Below are 20,218 nucleotides of genomic sequence, written 5' to 3'. Positions count from 1 at the left end.
TGTTTTTTAATAAGTCAACAATATTCTTTAATGATATATAGCTAAAGTTATAGTACTAAATGCTCCAGAGCAATTTCTGCAATAGCTTCGTATCTTTCTTTCTTTCCTTTTATTCTTTTCTCCAAAGAGGGCAAAAGACCGAAATTGATATTCATAGGCTGGAAATTTTCAATACTGCTGTCACTTACATATTTTGCAAGCGCTCCTATAGCGGTATATTCCGAAAAGGGAGTAAAATTACCCTGAGTAAGCCTTTTTGAAGCTGAAATTCCTGCAACAAGTCCCGAAGCGGCAGACTCTACATAGCCTTCCACACCGGTCATTTGTCCTGCAAAATATATTTTGTTGTTTGCTCTTAAGCTGTAATCGTTGTTTAACAGCTTGGGAGAATTGAGAAAGGTGTTTTTGTGCATAACTCCGTAACGAACAAATTGAGCGTCTTTAAGAGCAGGAATAAGTGAAAAAACACGCTTTTGTTCGCTGAAGGTAAGATGAGTCTGAAAACCTACTATATTGTAAAGGCTCGCTATACTGTTGTCCTGACGCAATTGAACAACGGCATAAGGGCCTTTATTTGTTCGTGGGTCCTTAAGTCCTACAGGCTTTAAAGGTCCGAAAAGTAAGGTTTGTCTGCCTCTTTTTGCCATAATTTCTACAGGCATACAGCCTTCAAAAACCTTTAGCTTTTTGTCAAAGCTGTGAAGCTCTGCTGATTTTGCGTTTATAAGCTCGTCATAAAAGAGGTTGTATTCCTCTTCGTTCATAGGACAGTTTATATAGTCAGGAGTCCCTTTATCGTATCTGGAAGCAAAATAAGCGCTGTTCATATCAATACTGTCACGCATAACAATAGGTGCAGCGGCATCAAAGAAATGAAGATAATCTTCTCCTATAAGCTTTGAAATGCTTTTAGAAAGAGAAGTAGAGGTGAGAGGTCCCGAAGCAATAATAAGTATGTCGCATTTGTCTATGTAGCTGTCAAGAATTCTTATTTCCTTTTCAATAACAGTAATGTTTTTATGATTTCTGATTTTATCAGTAACATATTTGGAAAAAGCATTTCTGTCAACAGCAAGAGCACCACCTGCAGGAACTGCTGTTTTATCTGCCGCTTCCATTATAAGACTGCCTATTCGACGCATTTCTTCCTTTAAAAGTCCTACAGCATTGGAGAGGGAAGCGCCTCTTAAAGAATTGGAACAAACAAGCTCACAAAAATTTTCGCTTTTGTGAGCCGGTGTTTTTTTCTTAGGCTTCATCTCATAGAGAGTAACCTGTATATTTTCATTTGCAAGGCGCCAGGCAGCTTCACAGCCTGCTAAACCGGCGCCGATAACTATAGCTTTTTTCATCACTTTTTAAAATCGCAGCCTTCCTTTAAACAATGGGCCTTGCTTCCTCTGAAAGCGGGCTTATACAGAGAGGAGCCGCATTTGGGACATTTTTCCTTAAGAGGAACCTCCCAAGTCATAAAGCCGCATTCCTTGCCCTTTTCGCAAGCATAGTATTTTTTGCCTGCTCTTGATTTTTTAAGAAGCATTTTAGAAGAGCATTTGGGGCAAAGTCCGTCGGTTTCGTTAACAAGAGGCTTTGTATTTTTACATTCGGGATATCCGGGACAGGCAAGGAATTTTCCAAAACGGCCCTGCTTGATAACCATCATTTTTCCGCATTTATCACAGGGAATATCAGTAACCTCATCGGGAATTTTAATATATTCACCTTCAAGCTTCTTTTCAGCATTTTCAAGAGTCTTTGCAAAGGGTGAATAAAATTCTCTGATAACCTCTTTCCAAGGACGCTGACCGTCCTCAATGGTGTCAAGGTCATTTTCCATATTAGCGGTAAATTCAATATTAACAATATCGGGAAAATGCTCGGTCATAAGGTCAGTAGTAACCTCTCCCAAAGATGTGGGATATAATAGCTTACCTTCTTTTTTAACATAATTTCTTTCAGTAATAGTTGAAATTGTGGGAGCGTAGGTAGAAGGTCTTCCTATACCGTCCTCCTCAAGACGCTTTATGAGAGTAGCTTCGCTGTAACGGGAAGGGGGCTGAGTAAACTTTTGCTCAGGAATAAGCTCTTTGAAATTGAGAATATCTCCTTCGTTAAGATTGGGAATCTTTGAAAAGCTTTCTTCCTCTTCCTCGTCTCTTTTTTCTTCGTATAGAGCAGTAAAGCCGTTAAATTTAATTTTTTGGTCATTTGCTTTAAAAATATAATCGTAAGCCTTAATATCAATACTTAAGGTTTCATAAACAGCATTTGCCATCTGGCTGGAAAGAAAACGTTCCCAAATAAGCTTGTAAAGCTTTAGCTGTTCAGTAGTAAGACTATCCTTAACCTTATCGGGAGTAAGGGTTATATCAGAGGGACGGATAGCTTCGTGAGCGTCCTGCGCACCTTTTTTAGTTTTAAAAATTCTTGTGCTTGAAGGATAATATTTCGGTCCGTAGGTGCTTAAAATATGAGCTTTTGCCTGTGCCAAAGCTTCATTGGAAATTCGCAAAGAATCAGTTCTCATATAGGTTATAAGACCTGTAAGACCAATTCCCTTTATATTAACGCCTTCATATAGCTGCTGAGCGATACTCATAGTCTTTTTAGATGGATATCCAAAACGGCGTGAAGCCTCCTGCTGAAGAGTAGAGGTTATAAAGGGAGGTGCGGGTTGACGTTGCTTTGTACCTTTTTTTATGCTATCAACACAGTATTCAGCTCCGTTAAGAGCCTCTATTATTTTCAAGGTCTGAGCTTCGGTTTTAAGCTCAATTTTTCCTTTTGTATCTCCAAAAAATTTAGCAGTAAAGAATTTTTTGGGAGTTGATTGAAATTTTGCTGTTAAGCTCCAGAATTCTTCGGGTATAAAATCTTTTATTTCTCGTTCACGGTCAACAATAAGACGGGTAGCAACCGATTGAACACGTCCTGCAGAGAGACCTTTTTTGATTTTTCTCCATAAAAAAGGACTTAGCTTATAGCCGACAAGACGGTCAAGCACACGTCTTGCCTGCTGAGCATCTATAAGATTTTTATCAAGACAGCGGGGATTGCGAATGCCTTCTTTAACCGCATTTTTAGTAATTTCGTTAAAGGTTACACGGTTGGCTTCTGTTTCTTTTAAACCTAAAATATATGCAAGATGCCAGGAAATAGCTTCTCCTTCACGGTCAGGGTCAGTTGCAAGGAAAATTTTGTCACAATCCTTAGCAGCCTTTTTCAAATCATTTATGAGAGGAGCTTTGCCCTTTATATTTATATATGCAGGCTCAAAATCGTTTTCCGTATCTACTCCGATTTTAGAAACCGGTAAATCACGAACATGACCCATAGAAGCGGTAACTTCATATCCTGAGCCGAGATATTTTTTTATAGTTTTCGCCTTAGCGGGAGACTCAACAATTACAAGCTTTTTTGACACCCGACTTACCACCTTACAGTAAAAATTGAATTTATATAAATGTGCCGAAGAGTATTATACTATACTTTTTCAAAAAATACAAATATTTTTTTATGTTAATTATTTTTATAGCCTTCAAGATAAATCATAAGCACTGAAATATCCGCAGGACTGACTCCTGAAATTCTTGAAGCCTGTCCTAAGTTTAAAGGACGTATTTTAGAAAGCTTCTGACGTGCTTCAATTCGTAAACCGTATATTTTATTATAGTCTATATCCTCAGGCATAATCTTATTCTCATTTTTTTTGAATTGCTGTTGTTTTTGTTCCTCACGCTTTATATAGCCTTCATATTTAAGCTCTGTCTGAGCCTGCTCAAAAATATATGAGGGCAAAGAGGGACGGGAAGTGTCAAGCTCTGATAGTTTCTCGTAATCAAGCTGAGGACGTTTAATAAGGTCGCATAAAAATGCTCCTGAATTAAGAGGGTCTGTATTGTTATTTATAAGAAGTTCATTTGCTTTAGCAGTAGGCTTAATAATTGTTTTTCTTGTGCGCTCTATTTCAGCTTCAAGCATCTGAACACGTTTTAGAAATTTATTGTATTGGCTTTTCTTAACAAGTCCGATTTTATAGCCTATAGGAGTAAGACGTCTGTCCGCATTATCCTGTCTCAGCATAAGACGGTATTCGCTTCTGCCCGTCATCATTCTGTAAGGCTCGTTAGTTCCTTTTGTAACTAAATCATCAATAAGAGTTCCTATATATGAGCTGCTTCTGTCAAGAATAAGAGGCTGTTTGTTTTTAAGCTTTAAGGCAGCGTTTATTCCTGCAATAATGCCCTGTGCCGCCGCTTCTTCATAGCCTGAGCTTCCGTTGAATTGACCTGCACCGTAAAGTCCGGAAATCTTTTTAAATTCCAATGTGGGCAAAAGCTCAAGAGGATTTACGCAATCGTATTCAATAGCATAAGCAGTTCTCATCATTTCAACATTTTCAAGTCCCTTTATAGTGCGAAGAAATGCAAGCTGAACATCTTCAGGCAGGGAAGAGCTCATTCCCTGAACGTACATTTCGTCAGTAGAAAGTCCCATAGGCTCAATGAAAAGCTGATGGCGCTCTTTGTCAGCAAAACGGACAATTTTATCTTCAATACTTGGACAGTATCGAGGTCCGATGCCTTCTATTTTACCGCTGTAAAGAGGGGAGCGGTGAAGATTTTCAAGAATTATTTCGTGAGTTCTTCTGTTAGTATAGGTAAGATAACAGCTTGCTTTGTTTTTGGGTATGTAGCCGCTTCCTTTTGAAAAAGCAAGGGGTTCATCATCACCCTTTTGTTCCTCGGTTTTGGAGAAGTCAACGCTTCTTCTGTTAACTCTTGCAGGAGTACCCGTTTTAAAGCGCATAAGCTCAATACCTAAATCCAAGAGCTTTTGAGAAAGCTCATTGGCAGCATGCATACCGTCAGGACCGCCGCTGTAAGAAGCGTCTCCAACTATGATTTTTCCTTTTAAAAATGTGCCTGTGGCAATAATAACAGCATTGACGTTATAAACAGCGCCTAAATCGGTGGTAACAGAGCAGACCTTACCGTTCTCAACGCCGATATCGACAATCTGAGCTTGTTTTAACTGTAGGTTTTTAGTTTTCTCCAAAACTTTTTTCATATACTCTCTGTAACGGCTTCTGTCAGACTGCATACGAAGAGAGTAAACAGCGGCGCCTTTTCCTCTGTTGAGCATACGGCTTTGGATAGATGTTCTGTCAGCAGCTTTTCCCATTTCACCGCCCAAAGCATCTATTTCGCACACCAAATGGCCCTTTGCCGTACCGCCGATAGAAGGGTTGCAGGGCATATTTCCAACAGCATCAAGATTTATTGTAAAGATAATAACAGACATACCTAAACGAGCAGCGGCAAGAGCAGCTTCAATTCCTGCATGCCCTGCTCCGATAACGGCAATATCAGCATTTCCCATATTGTAAGTAGTCATAATTAGTGCCATACAACCTTTCATACAGTAATAAAAAACTAAAAAGATAACTAAAAAAGTACCCATAAGGGTACTTTTTTAAATACTTATGCTTTATTAAGAGCAAGTGTCAGCTGTGACTTTTTACGGGCAGCAGCGTTCTTGTGCATAATTCCCTTTGCGGCAGCCTTATCAATAGCTTTTACTGCAGCATTATAATTATCTTGAGTTTTATCGTTCTCAAAAGCTTTGATAACAGTTTTAAGAGAAGATCTTCTCATCTGATTGTTGAGAGCCTTTGTTCTTGTAACAATAACTCTTTTCTTAGCGGATTTAATGTTAGGCAACTTGTGCACCTCCCTTGTAAAAAGCCGTATAATTTCAGCAAAAACAATTATATCAGCTTTTTTTAATAATTGCAAGATTTTTTTAAAAATTATTCTTCAAGTACATAAACTTTTACTGTTCTTCTTCCCCAAAGATTACAATCGGCTAATGAAGGGAAAAACAAGTCAATATCGTTTGCGCCTTTCATTCCGCCTGTATCGTTAATTGTACCGTAGCCGTAAACATAACTGCCGTCAGCAGTTTCGATATACAGCTTATCACCTAAAGAGAGATATTTTACGATTTTGGGATTGATAGCAATACAGCCTTTTGAAACTTTGACTCCGGTTGCAGTGTAAATTCCTGTCTTACCTGGAACGGTTGTATATGCCGTAGCGCTCATTGTATACACTTTGGAATACTTAAGCTCTTTGCCGGCAACTATCTTTGTAGGACCCTTAACAGCTTCGTATTTTATCTCAGTAACAGGTTGCTTTTCAATAACGTTACTTATGGTTTTAGATTCGGTAACAACTCCGTTGACAACAGTATCAACCTTTGTTATTTTTCTTACACCTTCAACGCCTTTAACATTTTTAGGCATTTTGCCGATGGAAGAACCGAAATAAATTTTTTCAATCTTTGTAGAATAGGGAATAGAAACATATTCGTCATATTGCTTTGTTGAAATTCGGGTAACTTCAATTTTAAGACCGGAGGATAAAGGAACGTCTTTTTCGACGTTGATTTTATCTTCTCCTGATAAGTAAATTTTGTTTTGCTCAAGCAAATCTCCAACAGTACCGCCGGAAACCCATTGGTAGTTATTGACTCCGTCAACAAGCAAAGTGACCGGAAAGGTACGGGTAATTGAAATATCAACATTTGAACCGTTAAAAGACATATCTACTATATCGTTGGGCGCAATTTCAATTCCGCTTTCATTCATAGTCTGATACACGTCGTTATTGAGAGTCCTAATGACAATATGTTCGCCGTCAACATTGACAGCAAGCACCTTTACCGACGAAAGAGTGATAACAGCAACAGTCAAGGCAACACCTGCGAAAACAGCAAGTATTCCCAAGCGAGAGCTGACAGCACGGATAATAAAGCCGTACTTTTTAAGCACTTTCTTTCGAATTTTCTTATAACTAATCAAAAACATTTCCCCTTTGATTTTTTTGGAACATCATTATATTATATTCCATTAAAGGAAATAATATACGAAAAGCTAAATCAAGCTTTTGCCAAATACTTTCTCGAGTAGATGGGTATATTGCGAGGCTTACAGTATACCAGGCTGTAAGCACGGCAACGGGTAAATAAATACCCGAAAGCCGAAAAAACAGAAACTATCTCTTTGAGAACTGAGGAGCACGTCTTGCGCCTTTTAAGCCGTATTTCTTTCTTTCCTTCATACGAGGGTCACGGGTGAGAAGGCCTGCTTTTTTAAGAACGGGCTTTAATTCACTGTCGGACTGAAGAAGAGCTCTTGCAAGACCGTGTCTGATAGCGCCTGCCTGACCGGAAACGCCACCGCCGATAACCTTAGCAATAATATCATACTTGCCTTCAGTACCTGTAACAGCAAAAGGCTGTCTAACGATAAGCTTAAGGGTATCAAGACCGAAATAATCGTCAATATCTCTGTCGTTTATTGTAATTACGCCTGTACCGGGAACTATTCTAACTCTTGCAACAGAGCTTTTTCTTCTGCCGGTGCCGTAAAAATACTCTTTTTTAGCTGTATACATATCCTAGTTTCCTCCTTACTATATTCCGTATACTTCGGGCTTCTGAGCTGCGTGTGTGTGAGCATCGCCCTTGTATACTCTTAATCTTTTAAGAGCAGAAGCTCCTAAAGTGTTGTGAGGAAGCATACCCTTAACTGCAAGAGTCATAGCTTTCTCAGGGTTCTTTTCCATAAGAATACGATAAGGAACTTCCTTAAGTCCGCCAACATAACCTGTGTGATGACGGTAGAATTTCTTCTCAAGCTTACTGCCTGAAAGAGTTGCTTTGTCTGCATTGATGATTATTACATGATCGCCGCAATCAAAGTGAGGTGTGAAAACAGTCTTGTGCTTTCCTCTGAGCAGAACAGCTGCCTGAGAAGCAACACGACCAAGGGGCTTGTCAGCGGCATCTATTATATACCACTTTCTGTCAATGTTTTGCGCGTTTGCCATAAAGGTTGACATATCCTTTTTCCTCCTGATTATTTTTCAATTTATTAACTCGCACATTATAATATGTCGAAATTAACTTGTCAAGCCTAATTTGGCGGAATTTTTAATTTATATCCCTTATTTGCTCTGTTTCTCTTGTTTTTACGAGTTTTCTCTCTTATTTTCATTTTTTATTTAACTTTTTAAAAATGGCGTATATTATCACTTTTTATAAGCTTTGAATAGTATATATCAAAGAGAAAAAAGGGAGAAAAACACCGTGTTTATTGGTTGCTTAAACAGTATTTTGCTTTTTGCTTTTAATAGAGAATTTTTAAGTAAGGTATTTATTATAGCAGGCTTTATTTTGGCTTTTGCCTGTTTTGTTCTTATTTTTATTAGTTTAATTCCCGAGCTTGTAAGCCTTTTTAAAAAGCTGTTGGGTTTTATAATGGGAGTTTTCAAAATACGTCCCGAAAATTTTGAAAATATATATAATGAATTAGGCTTTGCATATGACAAAAATCAGGATATTTTTTATTCGGAGATTGAAGCGTGGCAGAGAGAATACGGATATTGCCGTCTTTATGATGAAGCGGCAATAACAATGGGAATGGTGATAGACTGCGAGCCTATAAAATTTGAATACAATTCAAAGCAGTGGCTTGCAGAGCTTTGGAAAGGTCAGTACGGAATGACCACAGGCGCCGAAATAGGAATTTATTACCGTACAGATAAAGAAATATATCAAAGCTTAAAAAATGATGAGCTTATTCCTATGTCTGTTACTCTTTTAAAAAATAACAGAAAAATTTTTAAAAGAGCGCAGAAGCATTGGTGGCTTACAGGCTTTAAACTGGGAGAGTTTTCAACGCCCGAGGAACTGTCAGCACTCTATCAGATAAAATTTCCCGACAGAAAAATGGCACAGGCTTTTGAAGAAGCGGCAATAAATATAGGCTATAGCAGTGAAGATTTATACCGCCGTAAATCAATTGTGCAAATTTATATGACAACCCCAAAAACTCAACAGCCTTTCAGCCGTACTCCGATTGCAGAAGAAATAGTTCTTGCAAACAGTAGGAATTTATGTGAAGCATATAACGACATTGTAGATGAAAGTATGAACGCACAGCAGGGTATAGAGCTTATAAAAGAGAAAAAACCTGAATTGCTTAAAAGCTTTTTAGAAACCGGAAGAGTACGAGGCTTATATAAGTAAAATGAGTATGAGTAAAAAATTCGATAAGCTTTTAAGAAGCTGTCCTGTTATATTTTTTGACAATAACGATAAATTTATTTTAATGAGTGATTGCCACAGAGGTAACGGCAGTCACTCAGATACCTTTTTAAAAAATCAGCATTTGTTTTATTCGGCATTGGAATACTATTATAAAAATGGGTTTTCCTATATTGAATTAGGCGACGGCGACGAGCTTTGGGGAAATAAAAATTTTGAGCAGATTTTAGAGGTACACGCAGATATTTTTTTGCTGATGTCACATTTTTTAAAAGAAGACAGATTATATATGCTTTACGGAAATCACGATATGCAAAAGAAAAAGCCATATATAAGAAAAATAAAAGGGTGTTATTACGATTATACACAGAAAAAAGAGCTTACGCTTTTGCCCAATATGCAATATCTTCAGGCTTTGTTGCTACTTAATAAGGAAAGCTTAAAGAGCTTGTTTCTTGTTCACGGTCATCAGGCGGATTTTTTTAATGACAATTTATGGAGAGTTTCAAGATTTCTTGTAAGGCATATTTGGAAGCCTCTTGAAAATATCGGATTGCTTGACCCCACAAGTGCCGCTAAAAATTATAAACAGCAGCAAAAAATTGAAAAGAAAATTTCGGACTGGGCAAAAAAAAGAAAACAACTGACAGTGACAGGACATACTCACAGACCTTCGCTGCCTCAGCCTAAAAGCTCTTTTTATTTTAATGACGGCAGCTGTGTCCACCCAAGATGTATAACAGGAATTGAAATAGAAAAAGGAAATATAACTTTAATAAAATGGCTTGTAAAAACGAAAAAAGACGGTATTATGTTTGTTGGCAGAGAGGTTTTAGACGGTCCGTATCCTTTAGCTGATTTTTAATGATTGTAATAGGTAAAGTGTTATGATATAATGATTTTAATTGCAAAGCAATAAAAATCGTCGATATGTTGCCTTACGGCAACGAGAAAAGGTCAAATATAATGGATATAACAAAAGAACTTTTTAAAATGCAGGATTTGAAATACAAAGAGTTTCATTCTAAGCTTATGCCCACTGTGGACAGTCAGAGTGTTATAGGTGTAAGAGTGCCGCTTATTCGTGCATTTTCAAAGAAAATAAAAAATGAGGCAGACGAGTTTTTGAATTCGTTACCTCATAAATATTATGAAGAGAATAATCTTCACGCTTTTCTAATTGCCCAAACGGACGATTTTGATAAATGTATAAAAATGTTAAACGTATTTTTGCCTTTTGTGGATAACTGGGCAACCTGTGATTCATTAAGGCCCAAATGCTTTAATAAAAATAAGGATAAGCTTCTTTGTGAAATTGAAAAATGGATAAAGTCAAAGCACGTGTATACTGTTAGATTTGCAATAGAAATGCTTATGGTGTACTATTTAGATGAAGACTTTGATGAAAGGTATCTTAAAACAGTTTCTGAAATTAAGTCCGAAGAGTATTATATAAATATGATGCTTGCGTGGTACTTTGCTACTGCTTTGGCTAAAAAATGGGATAGCACAATTATATATCTGAAAAACAATGCTTTACCTTTATGGGTACACAATAAAACTATACAAAAAGCAGTGGAAAGCTATAGGATAACAGCAGAGCAAAAAGAATATTTGTGCAGTTTAAAAATAAAGCTTTAAGAGAGGAAAACAAAATTTATGAAGCTCGATAAAATATTGCCTTTAGTGCAAAAGCCTACAAGATATACAGGCGGAGAATTTGGAGAAGTAATCAAGGATAAATCAAAGGTTGACCTCAGATTTGCCTTTTGCTTCCCCGATACATACGAGGTGGGAATGTCCCACTTGGGAATGAAAATATTATATTCCCTTATAAATAATGTTGATAATATGTGGTGTGAGCGCTGTTTTGCACCTGCTGATGATTTTGAAGAGCAGCTGAGAAAAAATAATATTCCGCTTTTTTGCCTTGAAAGCGCAGACCCTCTTACAGAGTTTGATATAGTAGGCTTCACATTACAGTATGAGCTTTGCTATACCAATGTTTTAAATATGCTCGAGCTTTCGGGAATTCCTTTGAAAAGCTGTGAGCGTGACGAAAGTATGCCTCTTATTGTGGCAGGCGGCCCCTGTTGCTCAAATCCCGAGCCTTTGGCAGATTTTATAGATGCTTTTATTATGGGCGAAGGAGAAGAGGTAAATCTTGAGCTGTGCAATAAGGTAATTGAAATGAAGGGCAAAAAACGCTCTGAAATTCTTAAAGAATTAGCTAAAATAGAAGGAATATATGTTCCGTCGCTTTATGAGGTTACATACAATGAAGACGGTACTATAAAAGAATTTAAACCTACCTGCGAGCAGGCAAAAGCCGTCGTAAAAAAACGTATTATTGAAGATTTAGATAAGGTTTTTTATCCTAAAAGCTTGGTAGTGCCTTACGGCTCAATAATTCATGACAGAATAATGTTAGAGCTTTTCAGAGGCTGTATAAGAGGCTGCCGTTTCTGTCAGGCGGGATTCTTGTACCGTCCTATCCGTGAAAAATCGGCAAAAACTTTAAATGAAAGCGCAAAAACTCTCTGCGAAAATACAGGCTATGAGGAAATGTCCCTTTCATCATTAAGCTCATCTGATTATACACAGATAGAGCCGCTGTTAGATGAGCTTCTAAAATGGAGTAAGGATAAAAAGCTAAGCCTTTCTTTGCCCTCCTTGCGTGTGGACAATTTCAGCAAAGAGCTTATGGAGAAAATACAAAGCGTTAAAAAGAGCGGTCTTACCTTTGCGCCCGAGGCGGGCACTCAAAGACTGCGTGATGTAATAAATAAAAACGTTACAGAGCAAGAGCTTATAAATACCTGTCTTACAGCCTTTAACGGCGGTAATACAAGCGTAAAGCTTTACTTTATGTTAGGCTTGCCAACCGAAACGGCAGAGGATATAAAGGGAATAATGGATACCTCAAAGCTTGTTGTGGGAACCTTCCATAAAGCAGAAAACAGACCGAAAAACAGAGGGGTTACTGTAAATACCTCTGTCGCTTGCTTTGTGCCCAAGCCTTTTACTCCTTTTCAATGGGAGCCTCAGATTACCGAGGAGCAATATAACAGTAAGGTTGAAGTTTTGCGCAAATACCACGACAGCAGAAAAATTTCTTTAAGCTATCACGATTTCAAAACAGCAAGACTTGAAGCAGCCTTTGCAAGAGGGGACAGAAAGGTTTGCAAAGTTATTGAAAAAGCGTTTAAAAACGGTTGTAAGTTTGACGGTTGGGCAGAATTTTTCAAATATGATACCTGGATAAAGTGCTTTGAAGAATGTGGTGTTGATATAGACTTTTACACCTCAAGAGAAAGAAAAACAGACGAAATATTGCCTTGGGATTTCATTGATATAGGCGTTACCAAAGAATTTTTTATAAGAGAAAAAAATAACGCATATGCAGAAAAAACGACTCCAAACTGCAGAGAAAACTGTGCTGCGTGCGGTTGGAAATGCAACAGCAAAAAATAATTATAATCGGAGGCTTTTATGGAAGAATATAAAAATATAAGAATAACCTTTTCAAAAGGTGAAAGGGTAAAATACATTTCGCATCTTGATTTAAACAGAGCCTTTCAACGCTCTATAAAACGTTCGGGCTTGCCGGCTTATTATACACAGGGCTTTAACCCTCATATTGAGCTTGTTTTTTCACCTCCTCTTTCTGTTGGTTATACATCTGATTGTGAGATTGCAGATTTCAGAATAAAAGAGGGAATTAGTGGAAAAGATATTATAGAAAGACTTAACAAAGCACTGCCTGCAGGATTTAAGGTTATATCAGCAGCAGAGCCTGTAGAAAAGATATCAAAAATATTTTATGCCAAGTATCTTGTAACTGTTGAAGGCAAGGCTGACTTTTCTGTCTTTGATAATGAAGAAAAGATTTTAGTTATCAAAAAGACCAAAAGCAGTGAAAAAGAAATTGATTTAAAAGAATATATTTCTCAGATAAAAGCAGAATATGACGGAGAAAAAACTGCGTTTGAAATAGTTTTACCCTGTCAGGAAGGTGCGATAAATCCGGCTTTGATTATGGGTGCTTTAAGTGAAAAAAGCTCAAAAGAGTATGATTTTTCTGTGAAACGCCTTTCTTTTTATAATGATTGTTGTTTATCGAAACGCTTAGAAGCGTTTCGATAAGCCGATTTTATCGGCTTTGCACAATTAAATTTTAAAAAAATTTAATTGTGCACGACACTCATTGCAATGGTTATTGTCAAATTTTCTTTGAAAATTTGCTTCCAAATCAAAGATTTGGTGTCGAAACAGTATTTCATATTACTGTTTCGACTAATTATAACCATTATAACATTTATACAAAAAATTTTTGTTAAATTATTATTAATTACTGAAAATAACACTTGACAATTGTTCTAAAGCGTGGTAAATTTTGTAGTGTTAGCACTCGAGCTTAAAGAGTGCTAACACTACAAGAGCGTTTGGGGGTGAACGGATTGGAGCTTGAAAACAGAAAGAAAAAAATATTGGGAATGGTTGTTTCGGCATATATCCGTTCAGGAGAACCTGTTGGCTCTAAAACGGTGCAAAACGACCCATCGCTGAATGTTTCCAGCGCAACCATCAGAAATGAAATGGCAGCGCTTGAAAGTATGGGGCTTCTTTATCAGCCGCATACCTCGGCAGGAAGAGTTCCCAGCGTAAAGGGCTATCGTTTGTTTGTTGATGAAATAATGCCCACGCATATTCTCACCAAGGACGAAAAAATTGTTATAGACAGCTTTATTGCAGAGCTTAGGCAAAGCGTTTCAAGTATAACCAAGGATATTGCTAAAATAGCATCAGAGCTTACAGGCTGTGCCGCAATTGCGCTTACTCCCTCCTCAGGCGGTATTGTGCAGATGTTTGAAGCGGTGATAGCGGGTAAACGCATAGTAACTGTACTTGCAGTAAGTGCAACAGGGCAGGTTAAAACCAAATCCTGTGTTATGGACTGTGATATCGATGCTCAGCATACTCTTATTCTTACAAGAATATTAAATGAGCTTTTTTCAGGAATGTCGCCTGACGATATTGCGGATATAAAAATGGAAGTTTTGCAGGAGCAGGTAAAGAGATACTGTCCTCAGTTAGAAGGAATTATTCCTGTTTTAAAGATGTTTATACAGGAGCTTCGAGGCTATGATGTCTATGTAGGAGGGGAGAGCAAGGTTCTTTCTTTCCCTGAGTTTTCAGATATAGATAAAGCCCGTGCTTTTATGGCAGTTTTGTCTGACTCCGATACCCTTTCTCAGATAGCGAGTCAACATCGGGAAGGCATTACAGTAGACGTTATGGAAAACAATATATCGGATATAAGTATGATTACAAGCGCATTTAAAAGCGGAAATCACGAAAACGTTCTATCGGTTTTAGGGCCTACAAGAATGGATTATGCGAGAGTGCTTGCAAAAATGAATTATTTTACCGACAGTATTACGAAGCTTATAAATGGAAAGGATTGAAATAAATGAGTGAAAAGCTTAACGAAGAGATTAACGAGCAAGTAAGCTCTGAAGAAGCAGAAAAAGCTCCCGAAAAAAAGAAAAAGAAAAGTAAGCAGGAGCAGATAAACGAAAAGCTTAAGGAAGAACAGGATAAATACTTAAGACTTTATGCTGAGTTTGATAATTTCCGTAAGCGTACAATAAAGGAAAAGGAAGCTTTGTATGCAAGCTGTGTTTGCGATACTGTTACGGCAATTCTTCCTGTGTTGGACAGTCTTGACAGAGCGGCATCAAGCGAAGGCGATGCAGAGTCTGTAAGAAAAGGAATGGAAATGGTTTTAAAGCAGGCTCAAAATTGTCTGAACAATTTAAAGGTAGAGGAAATTCCCACCGATACAGGCTTTGACCCTAATTTCCACAATGCAGTTATGCATATTGATGATGATAGCTTAGAAGCTGAAACGATAGTCGAGGTATTCCAAAAAGGCTATAAAATCGGAGATAAGGTAATAAGACATTCTATGGTTAAGGTAGCTAATTGAGTGTCTTAATATAAATTTTGAAATCACATAAGATTTAATATAAATACAAAGGAGTAATTTATTATGGGTAAAATTATCGGTATCGACTTAGGTACAACAAATTCATGCGTTGCAGTTATGGAAGGCGGCGAGCCTGTTGTTATAGCTAATCCCGAAGGAGCAAGAACAACTCCTTCCGTTGTGGCTTTTTCAAAAACAGGAGAAAGAATGGTAGGTCAGGTAGCAAAAAGACAGGCAATCACAAACCCTGACAGAACAATAATCTCAATAAAGAGAGATATGGGAAGCTCAAGAAAGGTTGATATTGACGAGAAGGCATATACACCTCAGGAAATTTCAGCTATGGTTCTTGCAAAGCTTAAGGCAGACGCAGAAAGCTATTTGGGAGAAGCTGTTACAGAAGCTGTTATAACAGTTCCTGCATATTTCTCAGATGCACAAAGACAGGCTACAAAGGATGCAGGTAAAATTGCAGGTCTTGAGGTAAAAAGAATTATCAACGAGCCTACAGCAGCGGCATTTGCTTACGGCGTAGACAAAGAGCAGGAGCAAAAAATATTGGTTTATGACCTTGGCGGCGGTACCTTCGACGTATCCATTATGGATATCGGAGACGGCGTTTTCGAAGTTCTTGCAACTAACGGTAATAACCGTTTGGGCGGCGACGATTTCGACGACAGAGTTATGAACTGGATGGCAGACGAATTCAAGAAAGAAAACGGAATAGATTTAAGACAGGATAAGAGCGCATTACAGCGTTTAAAGGAAGCTGCAGAAAAAGCAAAGATAGAGCTTTCGGGTATGAAAACAAGCAATATCAATCTTCCCTTTATAACTGCTGATGCAACAGGTCCTAAGCACCTTGATTTAACTCTTACAAGAGCAAAGTTTGACGAGCTTACAGCTGACTTGGTAGAAGCTACAATGATTCCTACAAGAAAAGCTATAGAGGATTCCGGACTTAAGCCTTCAGAAATTGATAAAATTCTTTTGGTGGGCGGTTCTTCAAGAATCCCTGCAGTTCAGGAAGCAATTAAAAACTATATAGGAAAAGAGCCCCATAAGGGTATTAACCCTGATGAATGTGTTGCTATCGGTGCAGCTATTCAGGGCGGTGTTCTCCAGGGCGATGTAAAGGGAATAGTTCTTTTGGACGTAACTCCTCTTTCTTTAGGTGTTGAAACCTTGGGCGGAGTTTGCACAAGAATTATTGAAAGAAATACTACAATCCCCGTTAAGAAGAGTATGACCTTCTCAACAGCAGCTGACAATCAGCCCTCTGTTACAATCAACGTTTTACAGGGAGAGCGTGAAATGGCGGCAGATAATAAATCTATCGGTAATTTCAATCTCGACGGTATTCCCCCCGCACCCAGAGGCGTTCCTCAAATCGAAGTAACCTTTGATATTGACGCTAACGGTATAGTAAACGTTTCTGCAAAGGAATTGGGCACAGGCAAGGAGCAGAGAGTTACAATTACAGCTTCTACAAATATGTCCAAGGAAGACGTTGAAAAAGCAGTAGCAGATGCTGAGAAATTTGCAGCAGAGGACAAGAAGCGCAGAGAAACAATAGATGCTAAAAATCAGGCTGAACAGCTTTGCTATCAGTGCGAAAAGGCTATGACAGATGCAGCTGATAAGCTTACTGATGATGATAAAGCAGGCGTAAATGCAGAAATTGAAAAAGTAAGAGAAGCTTTAAAGGGCGAAGATGCTCAGGCTATCAATGCAGCAAGCGAAGCTCTTTCAAAGAAATTCTACGAGCTTGCTCCTAAGCTTTATCCTCAGCAGCAGGGTCAGCCCGATGCTCAGGCGGGCACAGTAAATGACGACGGCACTATCAATGCCGATTTCCAGGATAAAAACGAATAATAATTATCTCAGTAACAGTTAACGGAATATCCGTTAACTGTTACAAAAATTTAGGATATATATAATCCGATTGAAAAGGATTGATTTTTTTGGCAGATAAACGCGACTATTACGAGGTGCTTGGCTTAAGCAAGGGAGCTTCTGACGAAGAGATAAAAAAAGCATACAGAAAGCTTGCCAAGCAATATCATCCGGACTTAAATCCAGGTGATAAAGAAGCCGAAGTAAAGTTTAAAGAGGCAAATGAGGCATACGAAATTCTTTCCGATAAAGAGAAGAAAGCACGTTATGACCAATTCGGTCACGCAGGTGTTGATCCCTCATACGGAGCAGGTCCGGGCGGCGCATATACAAATGTAGATTTCGGAGATATAGGTGATATTTTCGGTGACTTTTTCGGAAGTATGTTCGGAGGCGGTGGCCGCAGAAATGCAAACGGCCCTGTAAGAGGAGATAACCTTGAAACAAGCGTTACAATATCCTTTGAAGAGGCTGTTTTTGGCTGTAAAAAAACTGTTAAGTACACCCGCAGAGAGTCTTGCCCCGAATGCAACGGAACAGGCGCACAGGGAGGAACAGCTCCCGAAACCTGTCCTTCGTGTCATGGAAGCGGACGAGTTAAAAAGCAGCAGCAAACACCTTTCGGAGTTGTTGCAAGCACTGTTTCCTGTAGCTTTTGTAACGGAACGGGAAAGATAATTAAAAACCCCTGTAAATCCTGTAACGGCAGCGGCAGAGCAAACAGACAAAAAACTGTGGAGGTTAACGTTCCTGCAGGTATTTCAGACGGTCAGACTCTATCACTTTCAGGACAGGGTAATTTTGGATTAAGAGGCGGAAGCCCCGGAGATTTATATATAAACATAAGAGTTTCTCCTCATAAGATTTTTGTACGTAAAAATTATGACTTGCACTGTGAGGTTCCTATAACCTTTGCTCAGGCAGCGTTGGGAAGTGAAATAAAAATTCCCACTATTGATAAATCGGAAGAAACAATCAGCGTGGCAGAGGGAACGCAGACAGGTACTGTATATAGGATTAAGGGCAAGGGAATTCCTCAGCTAAACGGAAGAGGAAAAGGAGACCAGTATGTCAAGGTAATAGTGGAAACTCCTACAAATCTTTCTTCAAAACAAAAAGAGCTTTTAAAGGAATTAGATGCTCTTGACGGCGGAAAATGCTATCAAAAACGCAAGAATTTTGCCGATAAGCTTAAAGATGTTTTTAAATAAGATAAAGCTAATAAGCTGTAAAGCTTTAAGCCGATTAAAAGATAAATGATAAAAAAGCTGTACCTTAATTTAAAGAACAGATTTTTTAAATAGATTATTAAAATATAAGCTTTTAAGATATCAAAAAACCGAAGCTGTAAAAAAGCTTCGGTTTTTGTAATATAATTTATTATTTATGAAGGATTTGCTTGAAGGTTAAAGAAACCTGCAGGACGAATACCATAATTGTAGTGCCTAAAGTTCATAGCAAAGATCAATCCTCTGTTATCAATCGTTTCATCTGCTAAGACAGCAGCAAATAACCAACCGCCACTATTGTAACTATCCTGTAATGAGTCCGAAAGCCAATAACCGGCAGTTTCAATTATATTGCCGTAACCATTTTTCATAGTACCTTCACTTGAATAAGAAAAGCTTGTATCAAGTTGCTGAGCTAATCGTTCTTCTCGATACAGTCCTGAACCAAAACATTTGGCAATATACTCTGCGTTACAAGCGAAAAGATACTGTCCGGTAGGATAAATGTTATCGGTCCAAACATTATAAGTTCCTAAAGCGTGAACACAACCGTTTCCGTGCATGTGAGCAACATTACAGGTTCTAACTGAACCATTAACAACACCACCGGGAGTTGAGCATTTAGGATTTGATGCAACAAATATATTATGCCAAATACCGAGCTCTGTACGAATAGCACCATCAATTGTAGTTTGTAATGTTGAGCCCGAGTATGTTTGTGCGGTAACAGACTCGTTATGATAAGCAGTCGGATCAAGAACATATTGGCAAATCATAAGCATATTATTTACAGAACCGCCCATATATTGCCAGCCAATCAAGGTACGAGAGGTTTGGCCTGTTACAGGATATGAACCTAAAGGAGCACCCTCTAAATTGTTTACAATTAAATCGTCCCAGGTTCCAAATAAACCGTCAAGTCCTCGCTTAACCTTATATGAGCTATGGGCTCCGCTTATTTGATAGGACATATCGCTCGGTGAAAAATTAATAATAGCAGGGGGAGTACTTCCGTTATGAGTATCAGATGTTGTACGCCCTGATAATCTGTTATCATCCTCGGTATTAGGAATTTTGTCATTTCCTGCAATAACAACGCTTGCATTATTAGCAGGCTTGGCATCTATTGTATTGGTGTTCATAGTCTGGTAAACGTTATTACCCAATCTGTAATAATGCTGACCATTGTGTGTATATATAGTAGGGTCAACACCGCCGTTATTATCATCTGTACGGTAACAGCCTGCATCATATGTTCCGTATTTAGTAAATCTTAAATTTCTAATAGCGCCCCAACCAATTCTGTCATAACCGTATTGTTGAGATTTTAGGTATTCGTCAAGCACAGCGTCAGACCAATAAAAGCCGAAAAAGTTTATCTTTGTTATATTTAAATCTTCACTTACAGTTTTAGGAAGTCTGAGTATAACCTTATACCAAGCGCCGCTTGATACTGTTCCTTCGTCGTGTACTACTCCATCTTCATCTATTACTTTAGGTACAAGGGCAGTTTCTATATTCCACTGAATTTCACCCAGGCTGTCATGTGTTCCGCCTGAGCTCAATTCAATCTGACCTTGAGTATATGGTTCAAGATTCTCAGGAGTCTGATTGGGATAAAGAACTTCTTTTGTAGAATTAAAGCCTTTCGGAAGCCATAAGTCAAATTCAATATAGTTGTAACCGGTTATATTAATAGGGTCAAAAGAATAACGGTAACAATTGTTACAGCCAATAGCAAAAACCTGAGCATCTTTGCTTGCAGGATTAAGATCGGAATATCCGGGAGAACCTGATGTACCTTCCATATTTTGAGGTATAATGCGGGGAGCATAGTCGTAATCATCGTTATTTATTGAATCAGGAGCTGTAACTGTTAATTTAAAAGTATGTGTAAAGGTTTGTATACATTTAGATAAAACACTACCGACAAATACATTACCGACAACCATTATTGAAAAAACAAGAGCAATAGATAGAATAACCT

At 38.2% G+C, this 20,218-nt stretch carries 16 protein-coding genes; 9 read left to right on the top strand and 7 right to left on the bottom strand.

Annotated features, from left to right (window positions below; translation table 11 throughout):
* Positions 1-47 precede the first annotated feature (47 nt).
* From E7480_03650 to rplM, 7 genes are all read right to left on the bottom strand, one after another.
* Positions 48-1,352 carry a methylenetetrahydrofolate--tRNA-(uracil(54)-C(5))-methyltransferase (FADH(2)-oxidizing) TrmFO gene (locus E7480_03650; protein MBE6903683.1) on the bottom strand — a complete coding sequence of 435 codons (1,305 nt, stop codon included), beginning with the start codon at positions 1,350-1,352 and terminating at the stop codon, positions 48-50.
* Complete coding sequence (topA, locus tag E7480_03645; GenBank protein ID MBE6903682.1) at positions 1,352-3,424, bottom strand: type I DNA topoisomerase; 2,073 nt, start codon at positions 3,422-3,424, stop codon at positions 1,352-1,354. The genes E7480_03650 and topA overlap by 1 nt, the downstream gene beginning before the upstream one ends.
* Positions 3,425-3,519: 95 nt before the next feature.
* Entirely contained in the window at positions 3,520-5,409 is a 1,890-nt protein-coding gene (gene mnmG, locus E7480_03640) for a tRNA uridine-5-carboxymethylaminomethyl(34) synthesis enzyme MnmG (protein ID MBE6903681.1), read from the bottom strand.
* 74 nt (positions 5,410-5,483) lie between these two features.
* On the bottom strand, positions 5,484-5,723 hold the full coding sequence (gene rpsT / locus E7480_03635) for a 30S ribosomal protein S20 (GenBank protein MBE6903680.1): 240 nt from the start codon (positions 5,721-5,723) through the stop codon (positions 5,484-5,486).
* A gap of 89 nt (positions 5,724-5,812) precedes the next feature.
* Positions 5,813-6,871: a DUF348 domain-containing protein gene (locus tag E7480_03630; GenBank protein ID MBE6903679.1), complete on the bottom strand. Its 1,059-nt coding sequence runs from the start codon at positions 6,869-6,871 to the stop codon at positions 5,813-5,815.
* 187 nt (positions 6,872-7,058) lie between these two features.
* Positions 7,059-7,460 carry a 30S ribosomal protein S9 gene (gene rpsI, locus E7480_03625; GenBank protein MBE6903678.1) on the bottom strand — a complete coding sequence of 134 codons (402 nt, stop codon included), beginning with the start codon at positions 7,458-7,460 and terminating at the stop codon, positions 7,059-7,061.
* 18 nt (positions 7,461-7,478) lie between these two features.
* Positions 7,479-7,907, bottom strand: coding sequence for a 50S ribosomal protein L13 (gene rplM, locus E7480_03620; protein ID MBE6903677.1), 429 nt, complete (start codon positions 7,905-7,907; stop codon positions 7,479-7,481).
* A gap of 334 nt (positions 7,908-8,241) precedes the next feature.
* Here rplM and E7480_03615 point away from each other — a divergent pair, with 334 nt between their 5' ends.
* From E7480_03615 to dnaJ, 9 genes are all read left to right on the top strand, one after another.
* On the top strand, positions 8,242-9,096 hold the full coding sequence (locus E7480_03615) for a DUF4474 domain-containing protein (protein ID MBE6903676.1): 855 nt from the start codon (positions 8,242-8,244) through the stop codon (positions 9,094-9,096).
* A complete protein-coding gene (locus tag E7480_03610) occupies positions 9,089-9,979 on the top strand; it encodes a serine/threonine protein phosphatase (GenBank protein ID MBE6903675.1) in 891 nt (296 codons plus the stop codon). The genes E7480_03615 and E7480_03610 overlap by 8 nt, the downstream gene beginning before the upstream one ends.
* A gap of 65 nt (positions 9,980-10,044) precedes the next feature.
* Positions 10,045-10,755, top strand: coding sequence for a DNA alkylation repair protein (locus E7480_03605; GenBank protein MBE6903674.1), 711 nt, complete (start codon positions 10,045-10,047; stop codon positions 10,753-10,755).
* An 18-nt stretch (positions 10,756-10,773) separates the two neighbouring features.
* Positions 10,774-12,588 (top strand): TIGR03960 family B12-binding radical SAM protein, encoded by a 1,815-nt coding sequence (locus tag E7480_03600; protein ID MBE6903673.1) that lies wholly within the window; start codon positions 10,774-10,776, stop codon positions 12,586-12,588.
* A gap of 18 nt (positions 12,589-12,606) precedes the next feature.
* Positions 12,607-13,260, top strand: coding sequence for a DUF2344 domain-containing protein (locus E7480_03595; protein ID MBE6903672.1), 654 nt, complete (start codon positions 12,607-12,609; stop codon positions 13,258-13,260).
* A 305-nt stretch (positions 13,261-13,565) separates the two neighbouring features.
* The gene (hrcA, locus tag E7480_03590) at positions 13,566-14,582 is read left to right on the top strand and encodes a heat-inducible transcription repressor HrcA (protein ID MBE6903671.1); all 1,017 of its coding nucleotides are present in this window, start codon (positions 13,566-13,568) and stop codon (positions 14,580-14,582) included.
* 5 nt (positions 14,583-14,587) lie between these two features.
* Positions 14,588-15,106, top strand: a complete 519-nt coding sequence (gene grpE, locus E7480_03585) for a nucleotide exchange factor GrpE (protein MBE6903670.1) — start codon at positions 14,588-14,590, stop codon at positions 15,104-15,106.
* A gap of 63 nt (positions 15,107-15,169) precedes the next feature.
* Positions 15,170-16,981 carry a molecular chaperone DnaK gene (gene dnaK / locus E7480_03580; protein MBE6903669.1) on the top strand — a complete coding sequence of 604 codons (1,812 nt, stop codon included), beginning with the start codon at positions 15,170-15,172 and terminating at the stop codon, positions 16,979-16,981.
* Between the two features lie 89 nt (positions 16,982-17,070).
* On the top strand, positions 17,071-18,213 hold the full coding sequence (dnaJ, locus tag E7480_03575; GenBank protein ID MBE6903668.1) for a molecular chaperone DnaJ: 1,143 nt from the start codon (positions 17,071-17,073) through the stop codon (positions 18,211-18,213).
* Positions 18,214-20,218 lie beyond the last annotated feature (2,005 nt).

Source organism: Oscillospiraceae bacterium (genome assembly GCA_015067255.1).
GTDB lineage: Bacteria > Bacillota > Clostridia > Oscillospirales > SIG519 > SIG519.
This window is presented reverse-complemented; position numbering and strand designations above follow the sequence as displayed.

Bases quoted from the DNA above. Each gene is read 5' to 3' on its own strand.
- E7480_03650 (MBE6903683.1), bottom strand. From the start codon at position 1,352: ATGAAAAAAGCTATAGTTATCGGCGCCGGTTTAGCAGGCTGTGAAGCT.
- mnmG (MBE6903681.1), bottom strand. From the start codon at position 5,409: ATGGCACTAATTATGACTACTTACAATATGGGAAATGCTGATATTGCC.
- E7480_03630 (MBE6903679.1), bottom strand. From the start codon at position 6,871: ATGTTTTTGATTAGTTATAAGAAAATTCGAAAGAAAGTGCTTAAAAAG.
- rpsI (MBE6903678.1), bottom strand. From the start codon at position 7,460: ATGTATACAGCTAAAAAAGAGTATTTTTACGGCACCGGCAGAAGAAAA.
- rplM (MBE6903677.1), bottom strand. From the start codon at position 7,907: ATGTCAACCTTTATGGCAAACGCGCAAAACATTGACAGAAAGTGGTAT.
- E7480_03605 (MBE6903674.1), top strand. From the start codon at position 10,045: ATGTTGCCTTACGGCAACGAGAAAAGGTCAAATATAATGGATATAACA.
- E7480_03600 (MBE6903673.1), top strand. From the start codon at position 10,774: ATGAAGCTCGATAAAATATTGCCTTTAGTGCAAAAGCCTACAAGATAT.
- E7480_03595 (MBE6903672.1), top strand. From the start codon at position 12,607: ATGGAAGAATATAAAAATATAAGAATAACCTTTTCAAAAGGTGAAAGG.
- grpE (MBE6903670.1), top strand. From the start codon at position 14,588: ATGAGTGAAAAGCTTAACGAAGAGATTAACGAGCAAGTAAGCTCTGAA.
- dnaK (MBE6903669.1), top strand. From the start codon at position 15,170: ATGGGTAAAATTATCGGTATCGACTTAGGTACAACAAATTCATGCGTT.